The organism is Cohnella hashimotonis (assembly GCF_030014955.1).
GTDB classification, from domain to species: Bacteria; Bacillota; Bacilli; order Paenibacillales; family Paenibacillaceae; genus Cohnella; species Cohnella hashimotonis.
The window spans coordinates 4124917-4137785 of sequence record NZ_JAGRPV010000001.1 but is presented as its reverse complement, the minus strand read 5'-3'; the positions used below and the strand labels follow the sequence as shown (position 1 = coordinate 4137785).

Annotated in this window: 15 protein-coding genes; all 15 read left to right on the top strand. The window is 60.3% G+C overall.

All coding sequences use genetic code 11. From position 1 onward, the window contains the following. Positions 1-27: 27 nt before the first annotated feature. The gene (locus KB449_RS16760; protein ID WP_282909464.1) at positions 28-627 is read left to right on the top strand and encodes a hypothetical protein; all 600 of its coding nucleotides are present in this window, start codon (positions 28-30) and stop codon (positions 625-627) included. A gap of 145 nt (positions 628-772) precedes the next feature. Continuing rightward, entirely contained in the window at positions 773-1111 is a 339-nt protein-coding gene (locus KB449_RS16755; RefSeq protein WP_282909463.1) for a hypothetical protein, read from the top strand. A gap of 174 nt (positions 1112-1285) precedes the next feature. Next, positions 1286-1642, top strand: coding sequence for a histidine triad nucleotide-binding protein (locus KB449_RS16750; RefSeq protein WP_282909462.1), 357 nt, complete (start codon positions 1286-1288; stop codon positions 1640-1642). Between the two features lie 107 nt (positions 1643-1749). After that, positions 1750-1923: a 30S ribosomal protein S21 gene (rpsU, locus tag KB449_RS16745; RefSeq protein WP_080840534.1), complete on the top strand. Its 174-nt coding sequence runs from the start codon at positions 1750-1752 to the stop codon at positions 1921-1923. A gap of 15 nt (positions 1924-1938) precedes the next feature. Beyond that, entirely contained in the window at positions 1939-2382 is a 444-nt protein-coding gene (locus KB449_RS16740; RefSeq protein WP_277567029.1) for a GatB/YqeY domain-containing protein, read from the top strand. Between the two features lie 203 nt (positions 2383-2585). Then, complete coding sequence (locus tag KB449_RS16735; protein ID WP_282909461.1) at positions 2586-3995, top strand: NfeD family protein; 1410 nt, start codon at positions 2586-2588, stop codon at positions 3993-3995. Positions 3996-4028: 33 nt separating this feature from the next. Continuing rightward, complete coding sequence (gene floA / locus KB449_RS16730) at positions 4029-5018, top strand: flotillin-like protein FloA (protein WP_434082512.1); 990 nt, start codon at positions 4029-4031, stop codon at positions 5016-5018. A gap of 5 nt (positions 5019-5023) precedes the next feature. Then, positions 5024-5656, top strand: coding sequence for a hypothetical protein (locus tag KB449_RS16725; RefSeq protein ID WP_282909459.1), 633 nt, complete (start codon positions 5024-5026; stop codon positions 5654-5656). 251 nt (positions 5657-5907) lie between these two features. Continuing rightward, positions 5908-6681 (top strand): sugar phosphate isomerase/epimerase family protein, encoded by a 774-nt coding sequence (locus KB449_RS16720; protein ID WP_282909458.1) that lies wholly within the window; start codon positions 5908-5910, stop codon positions 6679-6681. A gap of 355 nt (positions 6682-7036) precedes the next feature. Beyond that, positions 7037-7321: a sporulation protein YqfC gene (yqfC, locus tag KB449_RS16715; protein WP_282909457.1), complete on the top strand. Its 285-nt coding sequence runs from the start codon at positions 7037-7039 to the stop codon at positions 7319-7321. A gap of 139 nt (positions 7322-7460) precedes the next feature. Next, positions 7461-8663: a sporulation protein YqfD gene (yqfD, locus tag KB449_RS16710; RefSeq protein ID WP_282909456.1), complete on the top strand. Its 1203-nt coding sequence runs from the start codon at positions 7461-7463 to the stop codon at positions 8661-8663. A gap of 6 nt (positions 8664-8669) precedes the next feature. After that, positions 8670-9641 (top strand): PhoH family protein, encoded by a 972-nt coding sequence (locus tag KB449_RS16705; RefSeq protein WP_282909455.1) that lies wholly within the window; start codon positions 8670-8672, stop codon positions 9639-9641. A gap of 15 nt (positions 9642-9656) precedes the next feature. Next, positions 9657-11921, top strand: coding sequence for an HD family phosphohydrolase (locus KB449_RS16700; protein ID WP_282909454.1), 2265 nt, complete (start codon positions 9657-9659; stop codon positions 11919-11921). Continuing rightward, on the top strand, positions 11918-12484 hold the full coding sequence (gene ybeY, locus KB449_RS16695; RefSeq protein ID WP_282909453.1) for an rRNA maturation RNase YbeY: 567 nt from the start codon (positions 11918-11920) through the stop codon (positions 12482-12484). Before KB449_RS16700 ends, ybeY begins: the two co-directional genes overlap by 4 nt. Then, positions 12481-12852 carry a diacylglycerol kinase family protein gene (locus KB449_RS16690; RefSeq protein WP_282909452.1) on the top strand — a complete coding sequence of 124 codons (372 nt, stop codon included), beginning with the start codon at positions 12481-12483 and terminating at the stop codon, positions 12850-12852. Before ybeY ends, KB449_RS16690 begins: the two co-directional genes overlap by 4 nt. The last annotated feature ends 17 nt before the right edge of the window (positions 12853-12869 follow it).

Sequence of the window (12869 nt, the reverse complement as noted above, 5' to 3'; positions counted from 1 at the left end):
TGAATTCCGATTGAGAGGACTGGGGTCATGTCAGGCAAAAGGAAATATACCGTACCGATCATGCTGGCCATCATCACGATGCTGACGTTTCTGATCGTCGTGCTGTTCTCCCGCGTGCTTCTGGACGGACAATCGCTCAAGACCGAGCGGGGCCAGCGGCTTGCGTCGAGCTACAACTATTGCATCTTATACGCCACCGTACTGAAGGATGGCACTGCAGGCCTGCTCGACGCGGACGGCGAGGAAGCCCGCATGCAGGCTGCGAAGATGTTGGGCAAGCTTGACGTCTCCGCCGGAGAATGCGGCACCGGCGTGCTTGTGCAATCCGGCACGCGCACCGGCCAGAGCAAAGAAGAAGCCTTAGCCGCGGTCTCCGAGCCTATGCAGAAAATCAGCGAGGCGCTCGCCCCCATCGGCGCGAGCGGCGGTGCGCTCACCGAAAACGAGCGGGCGACTTTGACCGCGGCGGCGGCGTCCGCCGACAAATTGTCGGGCGTGCTGAGCGCATATACGGCGCCGACGGGATCCGACCGGTTTCGGCAGATGGAGGCCGGCGTCGATTGGGTGCCCGTCGCGCAGCGCTTCGTCCAAGAGCTTAAAGAGGCGGCAGCCGCAATCGGACAATAGGAGCGCAGGCGCATTTTTGTTATTCCCGCAAGCCTTTGCGCCTGCGATAGAATGCGTCCGGACGCAAAATGATCGTTAATCCGGTAGCCGATTGCCCGCCTGGGCATATGCTGATTCAAACGGCGGCGATCGGGAGGGTGTTTGCATGCTCAGGCAGGATATCAAAGCTTTAAGCGAAGCGCATATGCATCGTTACGTCGAGGTGCGGGATCAAAACGGCATTTGTTTTGACGGCATCGTGGAATATATCGACGAAGAGACGCTTTGCCTAGCCGTGCCTGGAGCGGTGGAAGACCGGGCGTTCGGCCCGGGGGGCGGCCCCGGTTTCGGTCCCGGGGCAGGTCCTGGCTTCGGACCGGGCTTCGGCCCCGGCCCCGGTCCTGGCTTCGGCCCCGGTCCGCTCCCTTTTCGGCCAAGGCGGTTCACCAGGCTCGCGCTCCCGCTGTACGCGCTGACCGCGCTTACGCTGCTGCCGTATTATTGACGGACGCGAAGCGTGCGATTCGCCTTTTCTTGACCAGCCTGCCCGGCATCGTTCCGGGTGGGCTTTTCAAATCGTGACGGCGCTTATCCGCTCTCATCGGCATCGATTGGACGAGCCCCGCGGGCGTAGAGTATGATGTTGGTATATCACTCATACAATCTGGAGGCCTAGCTGATGGATACGCTGTTTACAAAGATTATCGACCGCGAGATTCCGGCCGACATCGTGTACGAGGACGAGGACGTGCTGGCCTTCAAGGACATCCGTCCGCAGGCGCCCGTGCATGTGCTGGTCATTCCGAAAAAGCCGATTCCGACGCTGGACGCCGCCGAGCCGGAGGACGCGCTGCTGCTGGGGAAGCTCATGCTGGCCGCGCAGCGAGTCGCCAGGGACGCGGGCGTCGCGGAGAGCGGTTACCGCCTGATCAACAACTGCAATCCCGACAGCGGACAGGAAGTGTACCACGTGCATCTCCACGTACTGGGCGGGGAAAAACTGGGTCCGCTCAACGCTCGTCCGACGCAAGCATAATTCTCTTGAAAATCGGCCTCGGGAAAGTTGACACTGCCTTTCCTGTTCGCCTATAATGAAGTTTGATAACCGTGTGTTGTGGTCTGTTCCGGAGGGAGGGAAAACAGGTGTCCGAAACGAAAGTTCGCAAAAATGAAACACTCGACGCTGCACTCCGCCGCTTCAAGCGTTCGATCGCTAAAGACGGCGTTCTCGCGGAACTGAAAAAACGCAAGCACTACGAGAAACCGAGCGTTAAGCGGAAGAAGAAGTCCGAGGCTGCTCGTAAACGCAAGTTCTAGGAGGAATTACGCATTATGAACCTCGCGGACCGTTTGAACGAAGACATGAAGCAGGCGATGAGAGCCCAGGATAAGTTTCGCCTGACCACGATTCGCATGGTTCGTGCGGCGGTCAAGAATCAAGAGATTGAGCTGCGCCGCCCGCTCGAGGATAACGAAGTGATCGAGATCCTGAGCCGCGAAGTCAAACAACGCAAGGATTCCCTCCAGGAATTCGGCAAAGCGGGCCGCGACGATCTGGCAACGGCCGCAGCGTCTGAGATCGATATCATCAGCGAGTACCTGCCCACACAGCTAGGCGAAGAAGAAATCAAGACTCTCGTTACACAGACCATTCAAGAGACCGGTGCTTCTTCTAAAGCCGATATGGGCAAGTTGATGGGCGCTCTGATGCCCAAGGTGAAGGGACGCGCGGATGGCAAGCTCGTCAACCAGATCGTCCAACAACTACTGCAATGATTATCTCGAGAACGACAGGCACTCTCCTTCCGGAGAGTGCTTTTTGCGTCTTCGCAGCCGTTTAAGGGTATGATGAATAGACGGTCAACCGCGCATATGATGAAACGTAAAGCCCTTACATAACGTACAAAAAGTCATACGGGGCTGCGGTATGCCGTAAGATGACCGCAACCGGAGGTTCCCGAGGGAGGGGGAGAGGCTTTTTGACCCGTCAAGGAAAAGCGATAGGAAAAGCAGGGCGGCCGCACGCGCGGCTGCTCTGGCCGCTGGCCATGCTGATGCTGGTGGCATTCTCGTTTGCGGCATGCGCGCCTTCCGCCAAGGCGGAAACGAAAGCATCGCCAGCCGCAGCGGACGGCTACTCGGTCTATGTCATACCGGTTAAAATGACGGTAGAACGCGGACTCGCCTCGTTTCTGGATCGGGCATTGACCGAAGCGGAGGAAGCGGGCGCCGCACTCGCGGTGCTGGAGATCGATACGCCCGGCGGAAGCCTTGCGAGCGCGGAAGCGATCGGGGAGCGCATCCGTTCGGCGAAGGTGCCGACGATGGCCTTCGTCAAAGGCAAGGCGGCGTCGGCGGGCGCTTACATCGCATTAAACGCGAAACGTCTCTATATGTCGCCCGGATCCACGATTGGAGCCGCGATGGTGGTGAATGCCGCAGGCGAAGCTGTCGAGAGCCCTAAGATCGTGTCCTTCTGGAGCAAGCAGATGAGCTCGGCGGCAGAGATGAACGGCCGCGACGGGCGGATTGCGGTCGGCATGGTGGATCCGAACGCGGTCGTCGAGATTAAAGGCTTGAACCGAACCAAACAGAAGGGCGAGATTATTTCCTTAAGCGCCGACGAGGCGCTCAAGGCAGGGTATGCTGAAGGGCAAGCGGAGACGGTTGAACAAGCGATCGCCTCAGAAGGGCTTGAAGGGCTCACGGTCGTCCACGAAAATCCGACGCTTGCCGAGCGCGCTTCCCAGACGCTGACAAGTCCGGCGATCATGACGCTGCTGCTGATTGTCGGCATCGCGGGCGTATTGATCGAGTTGATCGTCCCCGGGTTCGGCGTACCCGGCATACTCGGCTTGCTGTCGTTCGGCCTCTACTTTTTCGGGCAGCAGGTGGCCGGCTTCGCCGGTCGAGAATCGATCGTGCTGTTTGTGGCCGGCGTCGTTTTTATCGTCCTGGAAATGTTCGTTCCGAGCTTCGGCATTCTCGGTTTACTGGGCGGGGCGGGCATCGTCAGCGGCGTCGTTACGGCTGCCTACGATACCGGCAATGCGTTCGAATCCCTCGGCTACGCCTTGCTGATCGCGCTTGCGCTCGTTGTTGTCATTGCTTACGTTTTCCGCAAGCGGGGGATATGGAACCGTTTCATCCTGCAGGAGCGGCTCACTGCGGAGCAGGGCTTTGTCCCGAGCGGGGACGATCGCGAGCTCCTGATCGGAAGCTATGGGGTGACGTTGTCTCCGCTTCGTCCTTCCGGCGTCGCGGAGATCGGTGGACGTCGTGTTGACGTCATCTCGGACGGAGCGTTTTTGAACGCCGGGCAGCGGATCGAGGTCGTATCCGTCGATGGTACGCGAATTCTGGTCAAGGCCATATTGGTGGACGAATAAACTTATTTTGATTTTGATATGGAGGGATTATATTTGGATCCGAATGTACAGCTCTTGATAATCGGCGCTTTGATTATTATCGCGCTAGCCGTGTTTTTCAGCTTTTTCCCGTTTATGCTCTGGATTTCCGCTCTCGCATCCGGCGTGCGAATCAGCATTATCACGCTGGTTGCCATGCGGCTCCGCCGAGTCGTGCCCAGCCGGATCGTCAACCCGATGATCAAGGCGACCAAGGCCGGACTTGGCCTTAACATCAACCAGCTGGAAAGCCACTTTCTCGCAGGAGGCAACGTCGACCGCGTCGTCAACGCGCTTATCGCGGCGCAGCGCGCCAATATTCCGCTGCCTTTCGAGCGTGCGGCCGCGATCGATCTGGCGGGCCGAGACGTGCTGCAGGCCGTTCAGATGAGCGTCAATCCGCGCGTCATCGAGACGCCGGTCGTATCGGCTGTCGCCAAAGACGGCATCGAGGTCAAGGTCAAGGCGCGAGTCACCGTACGTGCCAATATCGACCGGCTCGTCGGCGGCGCCGGCGAAGAGACGATCATCGCTCGCGTCGGGGAAGGCATCGTCAGTACGAACGGCTCGGCCAATTCTCACAAGGACGTGCTTGAAAACCCGGATCTCATCTCGCGGACCGTGTTAGCCAAAGGGCTTGACGCCGGCACCGCCTTCGAGATCCTCTCCATCGATATCATGGATGTCGACATCGGCAAGAATATCGGCGCCCATCTGCAGACGGAACAAGCGGAGGCCGACAAGCGCATCGCACAGGCGAAGGCGGAGGAACGCCGCGCCATGGCCGTCGCGCAGGAGCAGGAGATGAAAGCGCGTGTCGTCGAGATGCGGGCGAAGGTCGTCGAGTCCGAGTCCGACGTGCCGCTTGCGATGGCCGAAGCGCTTCGCGGCGGCAAGATGGGCGTCATGGATTACATGAATCTGAAGAACCTCGAGGCGGATACGCAAATGCGCGGTTCGATCGGCAAGGGCGAGGCGGGTTCTAACAGCGGCGAGGAGCGCTGATCGCCATGGAGCAGTTGGTCGGCTTTTTGCTGGGAAACATTCATTTTGTTATCGTGGCGCTGGGCATCCTGTTCGTTCTTTTCCGCAAATCGCCGCTTGAAAAGCCGCCGGAGGGCAAGCCGGGCAACCGCCCGTCCGGCCGCATGCCGGACTTTGGCGGAGGCGGGCTGCCGCGTCCGATGAGACCGGCCGCGGATCCGAAGCCGGCTCAAAGGCCGATGACGGCCCAACGGCCGGTCGAGCGGCGGGAGGGGCCGGCGATGTCCGAACGAAGGCAGCCGCCGTTTGTGACGCTGCCAACGCGTCCGCGTAACGTCGAGCGGGCGGAGGAAGAGCGTCGGGCTCCCGACGGCGACAAGCAGATCGTCTACCGGAGTCCGGGCACTCCGGCGCCGACGCCCGTTCCGTGGGCCGGCGAAGGCGAATCGGGCGGAGAAGGCCTACCCTCCGCGTCCGCAGCCCAAGCGGCGCGCGAGGATGCGGCGTACCACGCGGCCGCGAATGCGGTGCCTTATGCGCCCCCACAAGCGCAGCAACCTGCTGCGCCGTCCCGACCGAAGCACAGCGAGCTGGCTCGCGCCGTAATGTGGGCAGAAATTTTGGGACCGCCGCGTTCGCGCAAGCCATTTAGAAGATAGCGAATGCTGCTTGTCCGCAAGGAAAAATAGACCGTCTTGCTATGGGGCAACCCCGGCAAGGCGGTTTTTCGCATGGTGGCGAGCTTAGGTGGGGCTGGTTCGCGCTCCAGCGCCGAAGCACAAAGGGTGGCAGAAATGCGCGTCAGGCTGAGGAGTCGCTTTCGAACGAATCATGCATGGTTTAGAATACGCTTATAAGGATTGAACTGGCAGGCGAACGCGCTCGCCCTAGAACCGAAAGGATGAATCGTATGTTATTTACAGGTCTTGTATCCGTAACCTTCCGCAGCTTGTCCCCCGAAGAGATCGTCTCGCTTGCAGCGCAAGCCGGCCTTGACGGCATCGAATGGGGTGGAGACGTTCACGTACCGCCCGGCGATCTTCGGCTAGCTGGGCAAGTTCGCGCCATGACCGAGTCTGCGGGGCTGCAGGTGTCGTCCTACGGTTCCTATTATCGAGTCGGCGATGACAATAACTTTTCGCTAGTTTTGGATTCAGCGGATGCACTGGGCGCCCCAGCCATACGAATCTGGGCGGGCAGCGTCGGCTCGGCCGAAGCGGACGACGATTCTCGCCGAAGGATCGTAGAAGAGATCCAGCGGATGGCGGAGCTGTCGCAACAGCGGGGCATCGGACTTTCCTTGGAATTTCACGACGGTACGCTCGCGGACACGGAGGTGTCGGCCGTATCGCTTATCCGGTCGATCGCAAGCAACAACGTAAAATTGTATTGGCAACCGCAACCTGAAGTTTCTCCTCAACGTAATTTGACGACGCTGACCGCCTTTTTGCCTTGGCTTTCCAATGTTCATGTATTTCACTATGACGAACGACGAAGGCAGCAGCCGCTGAAGGTCGGCAACACGGCTTGGCAATCTTACACGGACGTATTGCGGAGCACGGACAAACCGCGTTATCTCCTGCTGGAATTCGTCAAAGACGGAGAGATCGGACAGTTTCTAGAGGATGCGTCCGTTCTGAAAAACATAGTCCGACAAGTCCGCGAAGATGAATCGGGTTTCTAAAGTATGTTATTGCAGTGCGTCCAGTAAACAAGAGGATTCAGCGCCTTCATGCGTTGTCAGCCTGCTCAACCGGCCGCTAGCCGAAGAGGCGATGGTTTTCTTCTTGATGGGTCGGAGGCGATTGTGGACAGGCAAGCGCGCTTAATCTGCGACAAAACGACGCGGTCGGCGAGATGAGCAGCCAATCGAGGTTTCGCGCGATTCGAGTTTCGGATACACCCAAGTTATAAGAGCCGTCAGGACGATCTTCCCTGGCGGTTTTTCTTTGCGCTCTCGACACGATCATCAACGCTCCCGTTCTCATAATCCCCGCGCGCCCCGCATATAGATGGAACGTATGGGAGGGGGACGCGTCATGCCGCGTGTCGGACGCAAGCTGCGCAAATGGACGGCCCGCGTTCTCGATTTGCCGCAGGACGTCGTATTGGACGTGCCGCGGATTACGATGATCGCGGGACTCCAGCTGACGGTGGAAAATCACCGGGGCGTGCTTCACTTTTCGCAGGATCGGCTGCGGCTCGCGATGGACCGCGGCGAGCTGGAGATCGTCGGGAGCGATCTCGTCATCCGGCTCATCGGCGGCGAGGAAGTGTTCGTCGAAGGGAAAATAACCGGCGTACTGCTGCATCAGGGCGATTGAAAACCGCCGGCAGCGCCCGGACGCGAGGACTCGTCCGGGCCCGAGATCGCAGCCGGCTATATAGACACACTCACGCGGTGCCGCGAAGTGGGCGCCGTCATCGAAGCTGGAGGACAAGCCTGAAGAGGGGGAGAAGCCGTTGAAGGGTCAATGGATAAGTTTTATACGCGGCAGCGTGCGCGTCAGACTCGTCGGCGGAGACAGCCGAATCTTTTTGAACGCGGCCGGCTCGAACCGGATCGAGCTGTGGGATATTGCTTACGACCGGGATGGACGCCTATCGTTTTGGGTTTCCGTGCCCGACTTTTTCTCGCTGCGGCCGATTCTTCGTATGGCGGGCGCCCGTCCGCGCGTGCTGGAACGCCGGGGCCTGCCGTTCAAGCTCGGCCGCTTGTCCAGGCGCAAGACGTTTGCGGGCGGCCTGCTGTTTTTTATCGTAGCGCTGTTTGCGCTGTCTACGCTCGTTTGGGACGTGCAGATCCGCACGGACGATACGGTCCCAGAGGCGGAGATCCGCAAGGCAGCGGCCGCGGAAGGCATCCGGCCGCTGCAATGGTCGCCCCGTCTGCCGGACGCTACGGAGCTGGCGCACCGGCTCGCGCGCAGGCTGCCCGACGCGGCATGGGTGGGCGTAGAAAAAAGCGGGACCCGCTACGTTATCAACGTCATTCGGTCGAACAAGCCCGAAGTAAAAAAGGAGAGCGGGCCCAGCGACCTGATTGCGAAGGCGGACGCCGTCGTGACGCGGATCGTCGCGGAGAGCGGCAAGCCGAAGGTCTCGCGCAATACGCGCGTGCGCAAGGGAGAAGTGCTGATCTCCGGACAGCTCGGGGAAGCGGACCGGGTCAAGCTGGTCGCTTCGGAAGGCGAAGTGCGCGGGCTTGTCTGGTACGAATACGGCATCGTATCGCCGCTTGCGCGGAGCACGAATTATTATACGGGCGATTCGGCGGAGCGGACCTATCTCGTCATCGGGAACCGCGCGTTGCAGACGAGCGGCTACGGCCAGGAGCCGTACGCGGTATCCAATACGTTCGCGGATTGGCGGACGTTCAAATGGGGGAACTGGACGCTGCCCTTTGCCGTTCTGAAGGAAAAGGAGCTGGCGGTCGAAAAACGGAGCGAGCGCCTGACGTCCGAGGCGGCGAGAGAAGCGGGACTGGCGCAAGCACGGGCGGAAGCGTTGTCCGCAGCGGGCAATGACGCCGTCATCAAGGCGGAAAAAATTTTGCATGAACAAACGGAGAATGGTAAAGTGATGATACGTGTACTGTTTGAAATTGAACAATCGATTGCCGTACGGCGCCCGATCGCGACCGATTCCAATATGCAGGGGGAATGAGGCTTTTTGACAGACAGCAGGCGGTTCATTACGATTCCTCTCCGCAACGCAGCGGAGGGACTGGCTTTGTTCGGTCCGCAGGACAAGTATCTGCGCATGATTCAACAGGAGACGGCAGCCGTTATCCATTCCCGCGACGCGGAGATTACCGTCGAGGGCGAGGAGAGCGACCTGCGGTCTCTTCAGCAATTTTTCGACACAGTCCTTCAGTTGATCCGCAGCGGCCTCACCGTCGGGGAGCGCGACGTGCGCTACGCCTTCGAGCTGGCGCGCGAGATGAAGGCTGACCAATTGCTGGCGCTGTTCCAGGGCGAGATTACGACGACGTTCAGAGGCAAGCCGATCGCCCCCAAGACGCTCGGCCAACGCCATTACATTACGATGATCCGCAAGAAAGACATCGTGTTCGGCATCGGACCCGCCGGTACCGGCAAGACCTATCTGGCCGTCGTATCCGCCGTGGCGGCGCTGAAGGAAGGACGCGTCAAGCGCATTCTGCTCACCCGTCCCGCCGTGGAAGCAGGGGAGAATCTCGGTTTTCTTCCCGGCGATATGCAAGAAAAGGTCGACCCGTACCTGCGACCGCTTTACGATGCGCTTAACGACGTGCTCGGTCCCGAGGGCGTCGCCAAGGCGCTGGAGCGGGGCATGATCGAGATCGCGCCGCTCGCGTATATGCGCGGCCGTACGCTCGACGATTCTTACGTCATTCTCGACGAGGCGCAGAATACGACCGGCGAGCAGATGAAGATGTTTCTGACGCGGCTCGGCTTCGGCTCCCGGATGGTCATCACCGGCGACGTAACGCAGATCGACCTGCCCAAGGGCAAGAAGTCCGGCCTGAACGAAGCGCAGCGCATTCTGAAGGATATTCCCGAGATCGGCCTCGTGTACTTCTCCGAGCAGGACGTCGTGCGTCATGCGCTCGTGCAGAAGATCATCGTGGCCTATCAGAAGGACGACGAGACAAATACGTAAAGGAGCGAGCGCCGGATGAATCGGACACGAAGCGGCCCGGCGGGTATTTTATCTTCCTTTGCTGCTGCAGGATGGAAGCAGAGCGCGGCGGTCAAGGGACTGCTGCTGCTCGCGTTCGTCCTGCTGTTTTATTTCAGCCTGTCGACGCGCCTCGTGCCGGAGACTTACGATATCACGCTGGGCGCAAAAAGCGAGCACGACATCAAGGCGCCGCACCAGGCGACCGACGAGAAAGCGACGCTTAAGGCCCAGGAGGAAGCGGCCGAGAAGATCGGCGCCATCTATCCGTACGTGGCGCTGCACAACGAGAATCTCATCGACAGCATTCTCGTCCGCATCGACCAGCTTAACCAGGACGACCAGGTAACGCTGGAACAGAAGATCGAGATCTACCGCACCGAGCTGCCGGACCGGGTGGATCAATTTATCGATACGTTCATCAGCACGAACTCGGGCTCGGGCGTGTATTCCGCCAGCTTGTTCGGGGAGATGAAAAAAGCGGTGCAGGCGCAGGCCTACAGGATTCCCGAAGAGACCTTTTACAAGCTGCCCAAGCTCACGACGGAGCAGATCGCAGAGATGCGTACGGTGGGCCGCGACGTCGTCCGCAGGCTGATGGCCGATCCGATTACGGACGCCGAAGCCGCGCGCGCCAAGGTGGCGGAGCTCGTCAACGGCAGCTCGCTGACGCTCAAGACACAGCGGGAGATCGTGCAGGAGCTGTCGCGGTTCGTCCTGACGCCCAACAAGTTCTACGACAAGGACGCGACCGAGGAAGCCAAGGTGCAGGCCAAGCAGAACACGCCGCTTGTCGTCATCAAGCAAGGCGACGTGATCGTCAAGGCCGGACAGGTCATCGACCAGGAATCTTACGAGCGGCTCGACGCCTTCGGCCTTCTGCAGGAGCAGAAGACGTATTGGCCGCAGCTCGGCGCGCTTATGCTGGCGGTGCTGTTCATGCTCGCGCTCTATAGCTATGCGGAGCTGACGGCTTCGGCAGCCAAGCCTGCGATGAAGCGGACGAACGTCGACTGGCTGATGCTTTTATTCATTTTCGCCATCAATATACTGGTCATGCATCTGGTCGCGCTGGCGCACAGCGAGGCATGGCCCTATATCATCTATATCGCGCCGCTGGCGCTCGGCAGCATGCTGATGACGCTCCTCGTCGATGTCCAGACCGCGATGGTCGGTTCCTTGCTGTTCACGATTCACGCGAGCATCGTCATGAACGTCGAACAGACCAGCCTGTTCGATTTCCGCTATGGCTTCGTCGCCGCGGTCGTCCTGTTCACTTCCGTCCTCGCGATTCATCGGGCGAGCCAGCGTTCCGCCATCTTGAAGGCAGGAATTATGGTCAGCCTGTTCGGGTCGTTCGCGGTGACCGCCCTCACGCTGGTCGGCCCGGATCCGGATCGGACCCAGCTCGTCCAGTCGGTCGGCTTCATGCTGGCGAGCGGCCTATTGACCGCCGTGCTCGTGATCGGCATCATGCCGTTTTTCGAGATGACGTTCGGAATCTTGTCCGCGCTCAAGCTGGTGGAGCTGTCCAACCCGAACCATCCGCTCCTTCGCAAGCTGCTCACGGAGACGCCGGGGACGTACCACCACAGCCTGATGGTCGGCAACCTGTCCGAGGCGGCCGCGGAGTCGGTCGGCGCGAACGGCTTGCTATGCCGGGTGGGCTCCTTCTACCACGACGTCGGCAAGACGAAGCGGCCGCTCTATTTTATCGAGAATCAGAACGGCGGCGACAATCCGCACGACAAGCTCGACCCGAAGGTCAGCGCGTCGATCATTATCGCGCACGCCCGCGACGGCGCGGAGATGCTGAAGGCGCACAAGCTGCCCAAGCAGATCCGCGACATTGCGGAGCAGCACCACGGCACGACTTTTCTTAAGTTTTTCTACTATAAGGCGGTCAAGCAGGCAGAGCAGGAAGGCGTCGAGAACGAATGGACGGAGGACGACTTCCGTTATCCCGGTCCCAAGGCGCAGTCCAAGGAAGCGGCCATCGTCGGCATCGCGGACAGCGTCGAAGCCGCGGTGCGGTCGCTCGGGGCCCCGACGGTGGAGCAGGTCGAATCGATCATCGCCAAGATTATCAAGGATCGGCTCGACGACGGGCAGCTGAGCGAATGCGACTTGACGGTGCGCGAGCTTAACCAGATCGCCGAGACACTGAAGACGACCGTCATCGGCATGTTCCATTCGCGGATCAAATATCCGGAAGAAAGCGCCGTAAAAAAAGAGACGGACAAAAAGGAGAGGGAAGCATGAGCCTGAAGCTGGAATGGGTGGACGAGCGCGAGGAAGCATCGGCAGGCGAAGAGGGGTGGCCGTCCCTTTTGACGGATCTGCTGAACGAAGCGGGAGCGGCCGAGGGCGTCTTAAGCGGGATCGTCACGCTGACGCTGACGGACAACGAGGGCATCCGCGAACTGAACCGGACGTACCGGAATCTGGACAAGGCGACGGACGTGCTGTCGTTTCCGATGCGGCAGCAGGGCGCGGAGGAATTCGAAATTTTGTACGAGGACGATTACGAGACGGCGACGGTCGATATCTCAAATGGCGATGAAGACGACGGGATGTCTGCCGACGAGGAGCTGCAGGCTGGCGCCGGCCGCATCGAGGAACTGCTCGGAGACATCGTGATCTCGGTGCCGCGGATGCACGAGCAGGCCGTGGAATACGGGCATAGCGCCGAGCGCGAGCTTGGCTTCCTGTTCGTGCACGGCTTCCTCCACCTGCTGGGCTACGATCACGGCACGGAGGAAGAGGAGCGGGAGATGTTCGCCAAGCAGGAAGCGATACTCGCCAAGGCGGGCCTGACGCGGTGAGCCGCAACCAGTCCGAGCCGGCGTCCTTCCGGCATGCGCTGGCGGGAATCGCGTACGCGCTGCGGACAGAGCCGCATATGCGGTTCCATCTGGCGGCGAGCGCGGTCGTGCTGATCGTCGCCGCCTGGCTTCGGCTGCCGCGCGGGGACTGGATGTGGCTGCTCGCAGCCTGCACGGCCGTGCTTTGCGCGGAGCTGGTCAATACGGCCGTGGAGCGCGCGGTCGATCATGCCTCCCTGCAGCGGAGCGAGCTGGCAAAAGCGGCCAAGGACACGGCGGCGGGGGCGGTATTGATCGCTTCGGTATTCGCCGCAGCCGTGGGTTTGATCGTGCTTCTGCCGCCCCTATGGGAGCGGCTCTCGGGTTAAATGACTTCGGTCCCTGC

Bases quoted from the DNA above. Each gene is read 5' to 3' on its own strand.
- KB449_RS16750 (WP_282909462.1), top strand. From the start codon at position 1,286: ATGGATACGCTGTTTACAAAGATTATCGACCGCGAGATTCCGGCCGAC.
- KB449_RS16700 (WP_282909454.1), top strand. From the start codon at position 9,657: ATGAATCGGACACGAAGCGGCCCGGCGGGTATTTTATCTTCCTTTGCT.
- KB449_RS16755 (WP_282909463.1), top strand. From the start codon at position 773: ATGCTCAGGCAGGATATCAAAGCTTTAAGCGAAGCGCATATGCATCGT.
- ybeY (WP_282909453.1), top strand. From the start codon at position 11,918: ATGAGCCTGAAGCTGGAATGGGTGGACGAGCGCGAGGAAGCATCGGCA.
- KB449_RS16760 (WP_282909464.1), top strand. From the start codon at position 28: ATGTCAGGCAAAAGGAAATATACCGTACCGATCATGCTGGCCATCATC.
- KB449_RS16725 (WP_282909459.1), top strand. From the start codon at position 5,024: ATGGAGCAGTTGGTCGGCTTTTTGCTGGGAAACATTCATTTTGTTATC.
- KB449_RS16740 (WP_277567029.1), top strand. From the start codon at position 1,939: ATGAACCTCGCGGACCGTTTGAACGAAGACATGAAGCAGGCGATGAGA.
- KB449_RS16720 (WP_282909458.1), top strand. From the start codon at position 5,908: ATGTTATTTACAGGTCTTGTATCCGTAACCTTCCGCAGCTTGTCCCCC.
- yqfC (WP_282909457.1), top strand. From the start codon at position 7,037: ATGCCGCGTGTCGGACGCAAGCTGCGCAAATGGACGGCCCGCGTTCTC.